The 17,550-nt window shown below is 56.8% G+C and carries 14 protein-coding genes; 4 read left to right on the plus strand and 10 right to left on the minus strand.

All coding sequences use genetic code 11. The features are described from left to right. Positions 1 to 15 precede the first annotated feature (15 nt). Both IT971_RS06385 and dxs read left to right on the plus strand, forming a co-directional pair. On the plus strand, positions 16 to 984 hold the full coding sequence (locus tag IT971_RS06385) for an alpha/beta fold hydrolase (RefSeq protein ID WP_063093845.1): 969 nt from the start codon (positions 16 to 18) through the stop codon (positions 982 to 984). 113 nt (positions 985 to 1,097) lie between these two features. Then, on the plus strand, positions 1,098 to 3,017 hold the full coding sequence (gene dxs, locus IT971_RS06390) for a 1-deoxy-D-xylulose-5-phosphate synthase (protein WP_063093847.1): 1,920 nt from the start codon (positions 1,098 to 1,100) through the stop codon (positions 3,015 to 3,017). Positions 3,018 to 3,097: 80 nt separating this feature from the next. On the opposite strand, the gene IT971_RS06395 is transcribed toward dxs, so the two are convergent. The 8 genes from IT971_RS06395 to dctP all read right to left on the minus strand — a co-directional run bounded on the left by IT971_RS06395 (position 3,098) and on the right by dctP (position 14,308). Further along, positions 3,098 to 5,338: a TonB-dependent siderophore receptor gene (locus IT971_RS06395; RefSeq protein ID WP_063093849.1), complete on the minus strand. Its 2,241-nt coding sequence runs from the start codon at positions 5,336 to 5,338 to the stop codon at positions 3,098 to 3,100. A 177-nt stretch (positions 5,339 to 5,515) separates the two neighbouring features. Next, a complete protein-coding gene (locus IT971_RS06400; RefSeq protein ID WP_063093851.1) occupies positions 5,516 to 6,298 on the minus strand; it encodes a glucose 1-dehydrogenase in 783 nt (260 codons plus the stop codon). A gap of 99 nt (positions 6,299 to 6,397) precedes the next feature. Continuing rightward, a complete protein-coding gene (locus IT971_RS06405; protein ID WP_063093853.1) occupies positions 6,398 to 7,117 on the minus strand; it encodes a YkgJ family cysteine cluster protein in 720 nt (239 codons plus the stop codon). Between the two features lie 1,205 nt (positions 7,118 to 8,322). Beyond that, a complete protein-coding gene (locus IT971_RS06410) occupies positions 8,323 to 9,864 on the minus strand; it encodes a malonyl-CoA synthase (protein WP_063093857.1) in 1,542 nt (513 codons plus the stop codon). Positions 9,865 to 9,873: 9 nt separating this feature from the next. Continuing rightward, positions 9,874 to 11,190: a malonyl-CoA decarboxylase gene (locus IT971_RS06415; protein WP_063093859.1), complete on the minus strand. Its 1,317-nt coding sequence runs from the start codon at positions 11,188 to 11,190 to the stop codon at positions 9,874 to 9,876. A 1-nt stretch (position 11,191) separates the two neighbouring features. After that, positions 11,192 to 12,508: a TRAP transporter large permease gene (locus IT971_RS06420; RefSeq protein ID WP_007090879.1), complete on the minus strand. Its 1,317-nt coding sequence runs from the start codon at positions 12,506 to 12,508 to the stop codon at positions 11,192 to 11,194. 12 nt (positions 12,509 to 12,520) lie between these two features. Continuing rightward, on the minus strand, positions 12,521 to 13,219 hold the full coding sequence (locus IT971_RS06425) for a TRAP transporter small permease (RefSeq protein ID WP_007090880.1): 699 nt from the start codon (positions 13,217 to 13,219) through the stop codon (positions 12,521 to 12,523). Positions 13,220 to 13,300: 81 nt separating this feature from the next. Continuing rightward, positions 13,301 to 14,308 (minus strand): TRAP transporter substrate-binding protein DctP, encoded by a 1,008-nt coding sequence (gene dctP, locus IT971_RS06430; protein WP_063093860.1) that lies wholly within the window; start codon positions 14,306 to 14,308, stop codon positions 13,301 to 13,303. A gap of 319 nt (positions 14,309 to 14,627) precedes the next feature. Here dctP and IT971_RS06435 point away from each other — a divergent pair, with 319 nt between their 5' ends. Together IT971_RS06435 and IT971_RS06440 are read left to right on the plus strand one after the other, a co-directional pair. Then, positions 14,628 to 15,305 (plus strand): GntR family transcriptional regulator, encoded by a 678-nt coding sequence (locus IT971_RS06435; RefSeq protein WP_063093861.1) that lies wholly within the window; start codon positions 14,628 to 14,630, stop codon positions 15,303 to 15,305. A 32-nt stretch (positions 15,306 to 15,337) separates the two neighbouring features. Further along, the gene (locus tag IT971_RS06440) at positions 15,338 to 16,078 is read left to right on the plus strand and encodes a TlyA family RNA methyltransferase (protein WP_063093862.1); all 741 of its coding nucleotides are present in this window, start codon (positions 15,338 to 15,340) and stop codon (positions 16,076 to 16,078) included. A gap of 31 nt (positions 16,079 to 16,109) precedes the next feature. Here IT971_RS06440 and IT971_RS06445 read toward each other — a convergent pair whose 3' ends face one another. Together IT971_RS06445 and IT971_RS06450 are read right to left on the minus strand one after the other, a co-directional pair. Next, entirely contained in the window at positions 16,110 to 16,538 is a 429-nt protein-coding gene (locus IT971_RS06445; RefSeq protein WP_063095451.1) for a heme-binding protein, read from the minus strand. A 132-nt stretch (positions 16,539 to 16,670) separates the two neighbouring features. Further along, complete coding sequence (locus IT971_RS06450; protein ID WP_037989999.1) at positions 16,671 to 17,543, minus strand: LysR family transcriptional regulator; 873 nt, start codon at positions 17,541 to 17,543, stop codon at positions 16,671 to 16,673. Positions 17,544 to 17,550: the final 7 nt, after the last annotated feature.

Genomic DNA, 17,550 nt, shown 5'->3' on the forward strand with positions numbered 1-17,550 from the left:
GCCGGTCCCCCTGACATGAGCCAGCAAACCAGATACACAGCCGGTTTTCGTGACCGGCTGTTTGACAAGGACCCGTTCCCGCTGGCGATCTGGTATCCGTCGCATGCTGCCGAAGGCCCGGTGCGTCATATGGGTGTCACGTCAACCGCGGCCCGCGATGCGGATTTCGCCGATGGCGGACCCTATCCGCTGGTGCTGTTTTCGCACGGCTCGGAAGGGCACCGCTTCAATCAGTTCTGGCTGGCGGAATATCTTGCACGGCGCGGTTATATCGTTGCCGCCCCGCAGCATCATGGCGACAATTATCTTGATCCGTCCGATGCGCGGCAATTGACGATCATCGAACGCCGTCCGCGCGAAATGCGTTTGGCTCTTGATCTGTTGCTGGATCATGACAGCATTGCTGCTCACATTGATACGGATCGTATTTATGCGCTCGGCCATTCGGCGGGCGGGGCGACGGTGCTTAAAATGGCGGGATGGCGGTTTGATGCCTCCGCCTGGCAAAGCTATTGCGCGCTCAACGCCGATCAGGACCGCGTGATTTGCCAGCATGTACCGGGTGATGACATTGTCGATGAGTTGCATGATCGTTATGGCGGCCCGGTTGTTTCCGCACGCGATGACCGGATTGCAGGCGTGATTGCCGTGACCCCGGCCTTTGGCGTTGCGGCGACCGATGCGGGCTTTGCCGATGTCACGGTGCCGATGCTGTTTATCGAGGCCGATACCGATGAAATCCTGCCCGAAACCGCCAATGCCGCGCATTTTCGCACCCTTTTGCGCGGGCGGGCGAAGTTTGTTAAGGTCAAGGGGGCCGGGCATTATTCATTTCTGCCGCCCTGCACGCCCTATATCGCGGAAAATTTCGGCTATTTATGCCGGGATTTCGGGCGCGAACGTGTTGATATTCACCGCACTGTTGAACAGGTGGTGCTGAAGTTCCTAAGTGACATCAAATCAGGTGATTTTCAGGGTCGCTAATTACAGCGAAGCTGTTTATTTTACGCTGCTTGCAATAGGGCTTAGGAAACGTCACCCTGTTGGTTTGACGACTATATAAAAAACGCCACACAAAACTGAAAATCGAGATCGGTATGAGCACGACCTCCAAGACCCCGCTTCTGGACACGATTAAAATCCCGGCTGACTTGCGTAGCCTTCAGCCCGCACAGATGAAGCAGGTCGCAGATGAATTGCGCGCCGAGGTGATTGATGCCGTGTCGGTCACCGGCGGGCATCTGGGGGCCGGGCTTGGCGTGGTCGAGTTGACCGTGGCGATCCATTACCTGTTTGATACCCCCGATGACCGGCTGATCTGGGATGTCGGGCATCAATGCTATCCGCATAAAATTCTGACCGGGCGGCGTGATCGTATCCGCACGCTTCGTCAGGGCGGCGGGCTTTCGGGCTTTACCAAGCGGTCCGAGTCCGAATATGACCCGTTCGGTGCCGGGCACAGCTCGACCTCGATCTCGGCCGGGCTTGGCATGGCGGTTGCCAATCAGCTTTCCGATGATAAACGCAAAAACGTCATTGCCGTGATCGGCGATGGCTCCATGAGTGCCGGCATGGCCTACGAGGCGATGAACAATGCCGCCGCCGCCGATCAGCGCATGATCGTGATCTTGAATGATAACGACATGTCGATTGCCCCGCCGGTGGGCTCCATGTCGGGCTATCTGTCGCGCCTGATTTCGGGCAAGGGCTATCAGGGCCTTCGCAATGCGGCCAAGGGCCTGACCAAACACCTGCCGCGCCAGATCGAAGAAGCCGCCCGCAAGATCGAAGAATATACCCGCGGTATGGTGACCGGCGGGACCCTGTTTGAAGAAATGGGTTTCTTCTATGTCGGGCCGATTGATGGTCATAATCTGGATCATCTTCTGCCGGTGCTTAAAAACGTCCGCGATGCGGATGTCGATGGCCCGATCCTTGTTCATGTCGTGACCCAGAAGGGCAAGGGCTATGGCCCGGCCGAAAATGCCGCCGACAAATATCACGGTGTCGCCAAATTCGATGTCGTCACCGGCAAGCAGGCCAAGGCCACACCCAATGCACCATCCTACACCAAGGTTTACGGCGAAACGCTGACCAAGCTTGCCGAAACCGATGACAGGATCACTGCGATCACGGCCGCCATGCCATCGGGCACCGGGGTTAATATCTTTGCCAAACGGTTCCCCGATCGTGCCTTTGACGTCGGCATCGCCGAACAGCATGCCGTGACCTTTGCCGCCGGGATGGCGTGCGAGGGATACAAACCTTTTTGCACGCTCTATTCGACCTTCCTGCAACGCGCCTATGATCAGGTGGTGCATGATGTCGTGATCCAGAACCTGCCGGTCCGTTTCGCCATGGATCGTGCCGGGCTTGTCGGGGCGGATGGCGCAACCCATGCCGGGGCCTATGACATTGCCTATCTTGGCTGTTTGCCCAATATCGTTCTGATGGCGGCGGCGGACGAGGCCGAACTGGTCCATATGACCACAACCGCATGGGCGATTGATGACCGCCCCAGTGCCTTCCGCTATCCGAGGGGCGAGGGTGTCGGCGTTGAAATGCCGGCCGAGGGCAAGGTTCTTGAAATCGGTAAGGGCCGCATCCTGCGCGAAGGCGGCAAAATCGCCATCCTGTCCTACGGCACCCGTTTGGCAGAGGCGATGCTGGCCGCCGAAGACCTTGCCGCACGCGGCCTTCCGGCAACGGTTGCCGATGCCCGCTTTGCCAAGCCGCTTGATCATGCCCTGATCGCCGATCTGGCCCGCAACCACGAAGTCCTGATCACGATTGAAGAAGGCTCCATCGGCGGCTTTGGCGCAATGGTGTTGCAGCATATGGCAGGGCAGGGATTGCTCGATCACGGGCTCAAAGTCCGCACCATGGCCTTGCCCGACGCCCTGATCGATCACGACAAGCCCGACATTCAATATGCCAAGGCGGGATTGGATGCGCAAAGCATCGTCAAAACCGCCCTTGGCGCGCTGGGTCTTTCCGAGGCCAAAGTACGCGCCTGATAGGTCAGGCAAGACCGGTTAACGTAAAAACGCCGCCCTGAAAAAGGCGGCGTTTTCTTTGGTCCATCCATCTGCCGGGATCAGAAATCCGCGGTCAGAGACAGCTTTGCCGTCAACGGTGCCCCCATCGTCAGGTAACCGCCATTCGCCGACGCCCAGTAATCGCTATCCGTGACGTTTTCGATATTGGCACGGATGGTGACGGGATATTCGTGCACCTCGGTCGTGTACCGCGCACCAAGGTCAAGGCGTGTCCATGACGGGATCGAAAGGGTATTGGTCGCATTGACATATTGCGATGCCGTGTGAACCGCACGCGCATTGACCGTCGCACCTTTAAGGAACGGCAGGTCATATTCGATGCCAAGCTTGGCAACGTAATCGGGAATGCCAATCGGCGTGTTGCCGTCATTGGTGCCGTTCTGGGTATCGGTTAGTTCCGCGTCATAAACCGTGATACCGCCCAGAATGCGGGTGCCGGTCACAGGCTCGCCAAAGATCTGGAATTCAACGCCGCGGTTCTGCTGCTCGCCGTCTGCGGCAAAGGTGTTGCTGGCATTTTTATAAGAAAACGGCTTGGAAATCTGAAACAGGGCGACACTACCGCCAAAGCTGCCGAAATCCGCCTTTGCCCCGATTTCATATTGCTCGGACGTGTATGGGGCCAACTGTTCGCTCGGGTTGGTCAGGGTGGCGTCACTTGCCGCACTGGCGGCTGTTTCGCCGGGCGACAGGGATTCCATATAGTTGGCATAAACCGACACCTGATCGGTCACATTGCCGACGATGCCGACCATCGGCGTATATTCGTCCGCGTCATAGTTGCTTGATTGTGCACCGCTGGTCAGATCGAACTGCTTGGTATTGACCGACTGACGGCGAATGCCAGCCGTGACGCTGACGCGGTCATCAAGGAAGCTGACGGTATCAGCCAGAAAATAGCTGGTCAGTTCGTTGATATTACGAAGCCCCGGATCGCTCAGATTGCCTGATGGCGCTGCCAGCGCCGGATAGCCCGTGGGGGTTGGCCCGTAAATATTGCCGGTAAACGCCGACGCACCGGGCGAAAACGCCCATGCCTGATGGCTTTTGTTCTGAAGGTAGGAAACCCCGGCATTCAGTTCATGCTTTACCACGCCGGTTTCAAATTTAACGCGCGCACCGGTCAGCGCACTATTGGTCGTATCTTCGCGAATGATGGTCGAACCGCCATAGGTCATGGTGCCATCAGTACCGGTAATGCGCGGGGTTGAATAAATCCCGGATTCTTCCATGTGGCGGGTGCCTGCGGCGGCATAGGCCATAAGATAGTCGTTCACATCATGCTCGATCCGTCCCTGGACAAAGCTGTCCTCAAGGTCGGCCCATGTCCCATCCGCATTGTAATTGTGGCTGGCATCCGGGGCATCGGGGATGTTCGTAAGCGTGCCGAGCAGATTTACCGATGTCCGCCCATGATCAATATTCTTTTCATTATGCCCGGCATCGACCGTGATGCGGGTATCATCGCCGCGATAATCGAATGACAGCGACCCGATCTGGCTGTTGCGGTCTTCGTCATCGATGGCGGTTTCACCGTCGGCATATTTCAGATTGGCACGAATGCCGAACTGGTTATCTTTGCCAAAACGCCGTCCGAAATCGACATGCCCGCCGGTCTGGCTGTTCATTTCATAGAATGTCGTGACACTGGTGATCGGATCATCTGTCGCGCGTTTGGGGATAAGGTTAATGCCGCCGCCAATGCCGCTGCCGCCCGGTGACATGCCGTTGATGAATGCCGATGCGCCTTTGACAACTTCGACCCGCTCATACATCGACATGTCGATCAACTGGCGCGGTGCCGTGCCATAAAGGCCATCCAGCATCACATCATCACCGTCAAGAACGAAGCCGCGGATCATGAAGCGGTCACCCGATCCGCCATAGCTGTAGGATGTCAGAACGCCCGGATCGTTATCAACCACATCGGCAAGTGTATCGGCCTGCTGGTTTTTGATCACTTCGCTGGTATAGCTGGTGATGCTGACCGGGATATCCAGATTGTCCTTGTTGCCCAATATACCGGCCCGGCCACCGGTCGCGACCTGGCCACCGGCATAGACCGGCGGGGTGGGATCGCCTGCCTGTGATGTGGCGTTGTCCTCGACCCGGATCGGGTCGAGCTTGATGGTATCGTCGGTTTCGGTCTGTGTGCTGTTTGTGCTGCTCTCCGTCGCGTCCTGCGCATGGGCGGGAAGGGCAACAACAGCAGACATACTGACAGACGCCAGCAATAGCGTACTGAATGTATGACGTTTGAAAATTGGTGTGATCGGCATGAAAAACCCCAAGGTCGAATTTCCCCGCCCCCCGGCGGGATCGATATGGGGTGCTGATTATCACTATTGATAATCAATCTCAATATAAATGATTATTATTATCAATATCGATGTAATTGTTCAGTTATTCAATCGCGGGGTGGATTGGCGCTGTTTGGCAAGCCGGGCATGGCCCGCTTAATCGGCATAAATCATTTTATGCGTCATGCCGCCGTCAATGCGGGTGGTTTCGCCGGTCATGAAACCGGATTGTTCATGATCAAGCAGGAAGGCGACCATCTTTGCGATATCATCCGGCGTACCGATGCGGCCCGCCGGGTGTTGCTGGCGGTCGATGTCACGGTGTTGCGGTTCTTCACGGGCGGATGATTTCTGCCAGTCACCAACTTCGATCCAGCCCGGCGCAATGCCATTGACCCGCACCGCCCCCGAAAGGCTGACCGCCATGGCATGGGTCAAGGCAACCATGCCGCCCTTTGACGCGGCATAGGCTTCGGTATTGGGTTCGGACTGAAACGCACGGGTCGATGCGATATTGACAATCGCCCCACGGGTTTTGCGCAAATGCTGTGTCGCATGTTTGGCTGCCAGAAACGCCCCACCCAGATTGACATTGATCACCCGTTGCCAGCTTTCCCAATCCAGATGTTCGAACGATCCCGAATGCGGGTCGGCAATCCCGGCATTGTTAACCAGTCCGTCAATACGCCCGAACCGGTCGACGGTCTGCTGAACCGCAATGGCAACATCGCGTTCATCGGAAACATCGCCCTTGAAAAACAGGGCGCGTTCGCGCTGTTCTTCGGAAAGGGCGGTGATGGCTTCATCCCCGGCATCCGCATCCAGATCAAACAGCATGACCTTCCATCCCGTCGACAGAAGATGCTGCGTAATCCCCAGCCCCAAACCCTGCGCAGCACCGGTGACGAAGGCGACCTTGGGATCAGGGAAGTTGTTCATGTGCTGCTTTGCCCGTATCAAGATGGAAGGAATTGGTGAATTTTATCAACGCATTGAAAATGGACCTGTTCCGGCCCGATGCAACGCATCAGCCGAAATTTAACCTTGTATCTCGTCTTCCGCCGTTTCCAGTTGATCAAGCAGCGCATGAACGAACCCCATTTGCCGCCCGTCAAGCCCGCGGGCTTTGGCGGCATCCTGAAGGGCTTCGGTCGCTTCAAGATGCAGGCGGTAATGCCCGGAATTCTGATCAATCCGATCCATGCGTTGCCGTTCATCACCAAAAACCATGCTTTGGCAACGCGGCGCACTCGATGATGTAAAGGCCCGGCAGGTCAGGGGGCGAACGTCATAGATCGTGCATCTTTCATCTGCGCCTAGAAGCGGGCAGCGTGCGCGCACTTCGGATGTGGTCTTTGCCTGTTCAATGATCCGTGCTGCCTGGGTCAGACGTTCACGCAATGCCTGCTGTTCGTCTGGCGTAAACGCCTTGCGGATATGCTCGGCAATCAGGCTGGTGACACCGGGCGGCACCGCAACAAACAGGTGGCAGCACGCACTGCATCCATCCCGGCAGTCGCAATGGGGCTGATGCGGAAAACTATCCCGAAGGCTTCGCGACGCCGCATCGACCAGTATCATGGCCGCTTTCGCGGCGTCAGTGATGGTCGGGGCCTGTTCAAGCACACGGGCCAGTTCGGCGCGAAAGCCCGGAAACATCTCCTCGTATCGGCGCGATGCTTCCGCGGTCAGGGCACCGGTTCGGGAAATATCCCCCGTGATCCGGTCGATTGCGTCGTCAAGTTTTACCATGACCATGCGATTGCCTTTATCCCGATCCCTGTCCGCACACCGGACAGGCTGATACGAAACAGCCTGCTAGCCTTGTCCCATCATGATGGCTTTAGCACCATTTTCCAAGTACGCGGTTACAACCGGCGGTTCCCAAAAAAACTCTGCCAGAATTCCCAACCGGCAGGGTAGTCTGGTGATCCGTAAACCCGCCAAAAGATACGCTCCATCGGAACCGGTTCCGGGCCTTGGGCGGGTTTCGGTTCTCCGAACGGTGCGATTGGCTCCTCGCCATAGGTTCCTCGCCGAACTGCTTCTCACCCCTCTGGTCGTTCTGCCACTTCCCGCCACCCGATGAAACTCAACCTGCCGTGATCCTCCCATGCTGCCTCCGACGCGTGGTTCCGCCAAACTTTGCCGCGCTGGCTCCCTCGGCGGATGTCCCCCGTTTGACGAACACGGAAATCCAAACAGCCGACGGACTCCGGCCCGTCGCACCAGCCGCACCGGACCATTTGCTCCAACAGACCCACCTCCCGCCGCTGTTTGCCACCTGCTGCCCAATTCTGCCAGTCGCGGCAAGCGCTGCCGATCACAATTTCGCCGACTGCCTCACCAACAAGGCGCACCTCTCCCGTTCTGACCTATCACCAGCGGACCCATCACCAGCCGCTGCTTGCCAAATGCTGCCCGACGCAGCCTAGCCGCTACCAGATCGCAATCTCGCCATTACTTTGCTAACAAGACGCACCTCTCCCGTCATGACTCATCTCAGCCACCGCTTGCCAGATGCTACCCGGCGCAGCCCAGCCGCTGCCGATCACAATTTTACCGGTTGCCTTGCCAACAAGGCGCACTTCTCCCGTCTTGACCTTTGGGTGACCTTGGGGTGGGTTAGGACACGGGCGCAAAACCGCCGTAATGGCTTTTCCACCCGCCGGTCATCATCCGGCGATGTTGCCACCGGATCGGTCTGTCTTTGTGCTGCTGCATCATCATCACTTTCATCTGGCCCCAAACGAAAAAACCCGCAAAGCGAATCACGCTTTGCGGGTTTTGGTCCGGGCGCTTTTATCCCGTTGACTTTTCTTTTCTACCACAACAAAAAGAACAAATCAAGAACTTTCTTTGGGCTGCTCAAAAAAACACCGGCCAGAATTTCCGACCGGTGAGAGAGTTTGGCTGTCTGCAAGACAGCAGGGAGACACGGGAAAACGAAACAGAGTACGCAGTTACCCGTTGGCGGATTTGCCGGACGGGGTGGCAAAGGTATCGGCATAATCCTTGCGCAGCTGCGCCTTTTGAATTTTACCCATCGTGTTGCGCGGCAATTCGTCAAGCATCCAGATGCGTTTGGGCACCTTGAATTTTGCAAGCTTGTCCTGGGTGCGTTTGATGATCGCGTCTGCATCGGGCTTGGTGCCCTTGGCCGGGACGATCACCCCGGCAACCGCTTCGCCGAAGTCGGGATGCGGGAGGCCAAAGATCGCGACTTCCTCGACCTCGTCATATTCGGCGATGATTTCCTCGACCTCCTTGGGATAGACGTTGAAACCACCCGAAATGATCAGGTCCTTGTCGCGCCCGACGATGGTGACATAACCGTCTGCGCCGATGGTCGCGAGATCGCCGGTGATAAAGAACCCGTCCGTGCGGAATTCGGATGCGGTTTTTTCCGGCATCTGCCAGTAACCCTTGAAAACGTTGGGTCCGCGAACTTCAAGCACACCGATTTCACCGACCGGCAAAACATTGCCATCCTTGTCGCAAACCCGCGCCTCGATCCCCGGAAGGGTCGGGCCAACCGCCCCCGGACGGCGTTCGCCATCCAGCGGGTTTGACGTGTTCATGCAGGTTTCCGTCATGCCATAACGTTCAAGGATCTTGTGCCCGGTCCGCTCAAAGAACGCATCGTGGGTTTCCGCCAGAAGCGGTGCCGAACCCGACACGAACAGGCGCATATTGGCCACCAGATCCTTGTCAAACTTCGGGTGGGCCAGAAGGCGGGTATAGAAGGTCGGAACCCCCATCATAACGGTCGCATTCGGCAGGCGTTCCACCACATCATCGGCATCGAATTTCGGAAGCAGGATCACCTTGCCGCCATTGACCAGCATGATGTTGATCGCAACAAACAGGCCATGCGTATGGAACAGCGGCAGGGCATGCAAAAGCGTATCACCCGGCCTGAAACCCCATGCCTTGTGCAGGGTCAGCGCGTTGGAGCCGAGGTTGCCATGCGTCAGCATCGCGCCTTTGGAACGGCCGGTGGTGCCCGATGTATACAGAATGGCGGCAATGTCATCCTTGGTCACATCTGCGACGTCGCCATGCGGTTTGGCATTGGCGGCCAGATCATTAAGGCTGCCATCGCCCTTGTCGCCAAGCGACAGGACCGCACCGACATTGTTCTGTGCGCCAAGGGTTTTGGCGGCATCAATATGGGCCGGGCGGCAGACAAAAACGCGCGGGGCGGCATCGCCAAGGAAATAGGCGATTTCATCGCCGGTATAGGCGGTATTGAGCGGCAGGTGAATGGCACCAAGCTGAAGGCAGGCCAGATAAAGCGCGATCACATCCGATGATTTATCGATCTGGGCGGCAACACGGTCGCCCTTGACCACCCCATGATCGGCAAGAACCGTGGCATAACGCCCGGTGCGATCCAGCAACCAGGCAAAGCTGCGTTCAGTGCCGTCGCGTTCGATCAGAAAGGTGCGCGAACGGTCCGCCGGGAAACGTTTGGTAAATTCGTTGAAAAGATTATCCGACATGGTTCTGTCCTAGTTTCCCGTAAGCTGCATGACCGATTTCGAAACGGCGATTTTGCCGTCATTCATCAGCGCTTCGTGGTTTCGTTCAATATCATCAAGGTGATAGGCGTAATTGACCATCATCCCGCCTGCCTGACGCAAGCCTTTGGACGACGTATCGCCCAGCCAGTTGAGGCGTTCAAGCTGTGCCCCATTGCCAAGATGGAAGCGCGCGGTGGGATCAAGCGGCGATTTGCCGCGCTTGCAGGTCGCAAGATAGCGCGCACACAGCATCATCGCCGGTTTTTTCAGTTCGGCGGTTTTTTCCGCATCCTCGATCCAGCTGTCGTCTTCCATCGCGGCAAGGACGATGGCGGCGATATCGGCGTCGTCAGACTTGCTTTTCTGGCGGGTGCGCAGCCATCCCATGAAGCCCGGAATCGGCGACAGGGTGGCGAATTGTCTGAGTTTCGGGAACTCGCGTTTAAGCTCCTCGACCACCTGTTTAATCAGGAAATTGCCAAACGAAATGCCCTTAAGGCCCGATTGGCAGTTGCTGATTGAATAGAAAATCGCGGTATTGGCCTTTTGCGGGGCTGTTTCATCGATTTCCGGTGCCAGAAGCGCCTGAACGCTGTCAGCAAGGCCATGCACAAGGGCAACTTCGACGAAAATCAGCGGATCATCGGGGATCGCCGGATGGAAAAAGGCAAAGCACTTGCGATCCGTTGCCAGACGACGGCGCAGATCATCCCAGCCCTGGATTTCATGAACCGCTTCGTAGCGGATCAGTTTTTCAAGGATGGAGGCCGACGTATCCCAATCGATATGACGCAGTTCAAGGAAGCCCCGGTTAAACCAGCTTGTCAGCAGGTGCTGCATATCGGCATCAAGCGGTTCAAGATGGCGGTTTTCCTTGATCAGGCCCAGAAGCGTTTCACGCATGTCGACAATCGCGCGCGTGCCGCCCGGTGCCATGTTGATCCGGCGCAGAAGCTCCTGCCGGGCGGGTTCCGACGCATGGGTCAGAACCGCCAGATTGGCTTCGGACGGATCCTTGGCAAAGGCTTCGGCGGCCTTTCTGACTTCGGTGCGGTTGGCGCTGAAATCGTTCTGCATCATTTCAAAAAAGCGCAGATGATCCTCTTCGGGCAGGGTTTCCCAAAGGCGCACCACTTCGCGCGCAACGGCGGTGCCGCGGGCTTCGCCCTTTTGCGACACAAGGTCCTTGCACATTGCCTTTAGCTGGGCAAACGGGTCCTGCGGTGTCGAAAGCGGCAGGTCGAGAAGCTCCCGGCCGCGATCGGCAATACTGGAAATCCAGCTTCTGACGGAAATTCCGGACATTTTAACTTCCTCCTATGACCGTTTCGGGAAGCCATGTGGCAATTTGCGGGAAGAAGCACAGGATCACGATGGCAACCACCATGCACAGCACATAGGGCATCGCACCTTTCAGGATGGTTTGCAGGCGGATGTCAGGTGCAATCCCGTTAATGACATAAAGGTTCAGGCCAACCGGCGGCGTGATCAGGCCGATTTCCATGTTGATCGTCAGGATTACCGCAAACCAGTAGGGATCAAAACCGGCATTGACGATCACCGGCAAAAGGATCGGGGCCGACATCAGGATCACGGCAACCGGCGGCAGGAAGAAACCGCTGATCAGCAGGAACACGTTGATGAATCCCATCAGAACCCAGCGGTTGACGTCAAGGGCGGAAATCCACTGTGCGATGGATTGAGTGATGAACAGCGACGACAGCATGTAACTGAACAGACCGGCAGCTCCGATGATCAGAAGGATCATCACCGATTCACGGGTCGTGTCGCGCATGATGTTCCAAAGCTTGCCCGGCTGCCACATGCGATAGATGATCATCGCGACAATCAGGCAGAACAGCGCGCCAACACCTGCCGTTTCGGACGGCGTTGCCACCCCGCCATACAGCGCGAACAGAACCGCACAGATGATGACGATGAACGGCAGAACACGCGGAAGGATTTCAAACTTTTCCTTCCAGCTATAGGTCACCGATGCCAGTGCAACCGATGCATTGCCCTGACGCCAGGTCGAATAAAGCGACCAGGCCATGAACAGCGCGGTCAGCATTAGACCCGGCAGAAGACCGGCAAGGAACAGGCGCCCGATCGATGTGTCGGTCGAAATGCCGTAAACAATCATGGTGACGCTGGGCGGGATCAGAATGCCAAGTGTACCACCGGCCGCGATTGACCCGGCGGCAACCGAACTCGGGAAACCGCGTTCACGCATGGCGGGAATGCCCATCTTGCCAATCGCGGCACAGGTCGCCGGTGACGACCCCGACAGGGCGGAAAAGATCGCGCATGCCCCCAGGTTGGAAATGACCAATCCCCCCGGCACACGCGTTAACCAGCGATCCAGCACAGAATACAGATCACCACCCGCACGGGATGATGCGACAACCGCCCCCATCAGGATGAACATGGGGATGGCGAGAACTTCGAAACTTTCGAGTTTGGAAAACAGGATTTCAGGCAGCAGCGGCAGCGCGCTTGCGCCATCGAAAATCCAGATAAACCCGACACCGACCATCAAAAGACCGATACCGACCGGAATACCGGAAAACAGGATCAGGGTGGTGACAATGCCAACGAGCGCGGCAAGAGAAAGCGGATCCATTGCACCGGCTCCTTAAAACGGGTTGTCTTCGATATGGAAGGCTTTCGACCGGTTGGTCAGAAGGCACATCAGATCGGCGAGGAATTGCAGGAACAGCAGGCCAAAACCGACCGGCAGCATCAGATAGGGCTTCCACAATGCAGGGGCCCAGATCGACGGTGATTTCCACCCGCCCTGATAGGCTTCGATCACCAGTTCGATGCCGTAAAAGGCAAACATCGCACTGATGGCAAGGCCGCACAGCAGGGTCGCAACCGCAAGCAGTTTGCGCGCCCCGCGTTTCAGATACATCGGCAGAAGATCGACATTCACATGCCCGCGCAGCAGCTGCACATAAGGCAGACCGATCAGGGTGCCGCCGATCATCAGGTAAATCACGGCTTCTGTCTGCCAGACGGTCGAGGAATTCAGGATATAGCGGATGAAGACCAACTGGCAGATTAGCAGCATGGCAATGAAGAACATCGATGCCGCGACAACACCACAGGTCTTTGACAGGAAGTGAACGACATTGACTGCGTGATCAAGCGGGCCACGCGGCTTCATCGGATCAGGGCGCGTCCCTGTGCCGGTGCTGCCGGTTTTTTCAGGCAGCGGTTCGACATCGGGTGGCGGCGGGAAACTGTTATGGTTCGACCGCGCGCGCGGTGCGGCATCGCCTTCGTCAGGCAGGTCGACCGGAAGGGAATTGGGAAAAACTGCGTTCGCCACGCTGGGACTCCTGAAGATCAAGCTCGTCGCAAAAAAGCGGAAAAGAAGTGGCGCCGGCATGCATCCGGCGCCACGAGACCATTATTCTACGGCAAGAGCCATATCGAGCAGTTCCTGACCGCCCGGGGTTTCTTCAACAAACTTCGCATAGGACGTCTGTTTGGCAAGTTCCTGCCATGCCTTGAAGTCGGCGTCGGTCAGATCAGCGATTTCAACACCGGCATCCTTGAAAACCTTGACGCTGTTGGCATCTTCGTTACGGGCTTCTTCGGAATAGAACGCCTCGGCCTTTTTGGCCGCCGCGGCAAGGGCATCTTTCTGGGCGTCGTTCAGACCGTCATAGGTTTTCTTCGACATCAGAACCGGCTGATACATGAACCACAGCGCGTTGGCAGCCGCCGGGGTGTAGCATTTGACCTGTTCATAAATGCGGTATGAAACGAAGCTGGCAGAACTGGTGTTGGTGGCATCAAGAACGCCGGTCTGCATGGCCGGATATATTTCCGAGCTCGGCATTGCGGCGATGGATGCACCGGCACCCTGAAGCATCTGTTCGAACGATTTGCCAGCGGCACGGATCTGCAGGCCTTTGACGTCATCCGGAACCCGGATGCAGCCCTTGGTCGAGGCAAAGCCACCGGCCAGCCAACCCTTGGCAATGGTAACAACCCCGTTTTCATTCAGGAGTTCTTCCATTTTTGCCATGAAAGGCGAGTTGTTCAGGCGTTCGGCGTGGTCATGGTTTTTAACCAGTGCCGGCATCAGCGTCAGGTTGGTTGCCGGAATACGGCCACCGGCATATGCCAGCGGATAGACGATCATGTCAAGCTGACCGCGTTCCATCGGCGTCCACTGTTCGTTCGCCTTGAACAGCGAGCCGGACGGGAAAATCTGGATTTCGAGATCGACATTGGCCGCTTTGACTTCGTCGGCAATGATCTGGGCGACTTTATGGCGAACATCGCCGGTCGACCACTGGTGCGACAGCTTGAGCGTTTCCGCATCAGCGTTCGAGGACATGCCAAAAGCAGCGATGGACAGGGTAATAGCGGCGACGGACGCCGTAAGAGTACGTTTGAAAATCTTCATCTTTTCCTCCCGGATGAAGCATGCGTTTCTGGATGCATTTGTGACGTGTTGACACGTCTTTTTATTGGTGCGGATTTCGCAATATCAAAAAGCGTTACAGATTTCTGGCATCCTGTCTATGGATTTTTGTATACCAGAAATGTGTATTGCAGTGCCACAGATGTGCGCTCAAGGATTGCAGCCATTTTAGCCGTTTTTTGCCAGGTAACTTTTGCGATGCAGCAGAGTTTCGGTGCAAAGCAGCACGTAAAAGGCTTTGCGCGGTACCATTTTCTATGTTCTGGTATACCACGATTGCAGCGCAAGGATGAGGCTTCTCATGTCACGGAACGGCAAGCTCGCCACCGATCTGGTTCAGAAACTTGAACGCGATATTGTCACCGGTGTTCTTAAACCCGGCGACAAGCTGGACGAGCGCAGCCTGTCGGAACGGTTTGGTGTTTCACGTACTCCGGTCCGCGAAGCGTTACAAACGCTGGCGGGGTCGGGACTGGTGGCGACCATGCCTCGGCGCGGCACCATCGTTGCCTCGATCACCGTGGCCGATCTGATTGAAATGTTCGAAGTCATGGCCGAACTGGAAGCCATGTGCGCTCGCCTTGCCGCGCGCCGGATGGCGCGCGCCGACATTGAAAAGCTGATCGCACTTGGGAATGAATGCGGCACGCTTCAGGAACATGCAGACGCCGATGCCTATTACGAGGCCAACGTCAATTTCCACGAAGTGATTTACGCCGGATGCCGCAACAGCTTCCTTGAACGTCAGACCAAGAATGTGCGCAACCGGCTCGCACCCTATCGCCGTTTGCAGTTGCACCGGCCTGGGCGGGTGAAAAAATCCAATGCCGAACATTCCGAAATCCTTGATGCGATTTCGAACGGCGATGCCGAACGGGCGGGCCGGCTGATGCATCAGCATGTCGCGGTTCAGGGCGAGGCGTTAAACGATCTTCTAGCCATTGTGCCGCGTGGTTACCTTGAGCCGCTGGCAAGCTAGATTTCTTCGGAACTTTGAGCTAAAACCCGCGCATGGCAAAGAAACGTTTGGATCAGTTGCTTGTTGAACGCGGATTGGTGGAAACCCGGTCCAAGGCACAGGCTTTCATCATGGCAGGCAATGTCTTTAGTGGCGAGCAACGACTCGATAAGCCGGGGCTGCAATGCAAGGAAGACATTTCGCTGACCCTGCGCGGGCAACCCCATCCATGGGTGTCGCGCGGCGGGCTCAAGCTTGAAAAGGGTCTGGCCGAGTTTGGCGTCGATGTCACCGGTTTTACCGGCATTGATGTCGGATCCTCGACCGGCGGTTTTACCGATGTGCTTTTGCAAAACGGTGCGGCCAAGGTCTTTGCCGTTGATGTCGGGCAGGGGCAGCTTGACTGGAAACTGCGCAATGACGACCGGGTTGTCGTGATGGAAAAGACCAATGCGCGTCACATCACGTCCGAACAAATTCCCGACCCCATTGATATCGTCGTCTGCGACGCCAGCTTTATCGGCCTTCGCACCGTGTTGCCCGCAAGCCTCGATCTGGTCAAACCGGGCGGTTGGCTGATTGCATTGATCAAGCCGCAATTTGAAGTCGGCAAGGAACGCGTCGGGAAAAAGGGCGTGGTCCGTGAACCGGAACTGCATCAGGAAGTCTGCGACACCATTTCCGACTGGCTGGCAAATCTGCCGGGCTGGGAGGTGCTTGGCATCGCGACAAGCCCGATCACCGGGCCCGAAGGCAATGTCGAATTTCTGATCGGCGGGCGGAAATCGGCGTAATCATTACCGATTCCCGCCAATAGTGATGGGCTTATTTACCGATCACTTTCATGAAATGATCAATCCCGGCCTGGGCGCAGTCCTGATCCTGCGGCGGAGTGCCTGAACTGACGCCGATTCCGCCGACAACATCGCCATCAACCGATACCGGCAATCCACCGGCGACAATCGAAAGACGACCGCCGACTTCGGAATCGATACCGAATGCTGGCATGCCCGGCTGGGCTGCAGCGGCATATTCATGGGTCGCCTTGCGCGCACCCGCGGCGGTGAATGCCTTATCCTGGGCAATCGTGGTGCTGGTGACCTTGCCGCCATCCATGCGTTCAAAGGCAATCAAAACACCGGATTCATCGGTGATGGCAATGCACATCGGAACGCCGATTTCAGTTGCACGGTTGCGTGCACCTTCGATCAGGATTTCGGCATCATCGATCGACAGGCGTTTGATGGTCAGCATCGGGCTTCTCCGGCAGGTTTATCGTTAAAATCACGCATTATGCCGGGGCATCTTATTGTTTGCCGTCTTCTTCGATCAACCCGATAAAACGTCTTTTCACATGGTGGAAGCATGCGCAATCACGGGGTCGGTTTAGACCCGCTCGCTGGTGGTGCTTCGGGCTGGCGCAAGGGCGGCAATTGCGCCAAGTGCCAGTTCCCGAACCGCCGGATTGGCCTGTTCGCGGACCAGAAGGGCGATATCGACCTTGGGCAAGCCGGGCAATGATGGATCATCGATAATCTGCATTCCGGCATATTCCGCGGTGCATCTGGGCATTGCGCCGATGGCGTGGCCGCCGTCAACTGCGGTGATGATCATGGAATTGGAGTCGCTGCTGTGGCTGATCCGAAACGCGATATCCTGGCGCGACAGGGCATCGGTCACGTAATGGCGAATGACGCAGCCATCGTGGAACAGCGACAGCCGTAACGGCCGCGCCTGATGATCAAAACCGGCATCGGCCACCCAGACCAAGGGTTCGGATGTGACATGCAGGCTAGGCGTGTCGGGATCGGCGGTCAGAATGGCCAGATCCAGATCGCCATTGGCAACCCGTTTGCCAAGATTTCGGCTGATATCGGCGTGGCAGCTGATTTCCGTGTCCGGCAGGCGGATCGCCGCAATCCGCAAGATTTCCGGCAGGTAAATCGCGGCATAATCATCCGGAAGGCCGATGCGCAAAATCGAGGGGGCAGCATCCAGAAGATCGGCCAGCATCTTGTCATTCAGGCCGATGATCCCTTCGGCATAGGATTTGACGACAAGGCCGGTCGTGGTCGGGGTAATGGCATTGCGATCACGCGTGATCAGCGGCGCACCAACGGTATCTTCAAGCTTTTTGATCTGCTGGCTGATGGCTGGTTGCGTGCGGAAAAGTCGTTCGGCTGTGCGTGTGAAACTTTGGGTATCCAGCACGGTCAGAAACGTTCTGAGCAGATCAATATCGACATTGAGAAGGGCCATAAGCGCA

This window comes from Thalassospira sp. B30-1 (assembly GCF_015767575.1).
GTDB lineage: Bacteria > Pseudomonadota > Alphaproteobacteria > Rhodospirillales > Thalassospiraceae > Thalassospira > Thalassospira xiamenensis.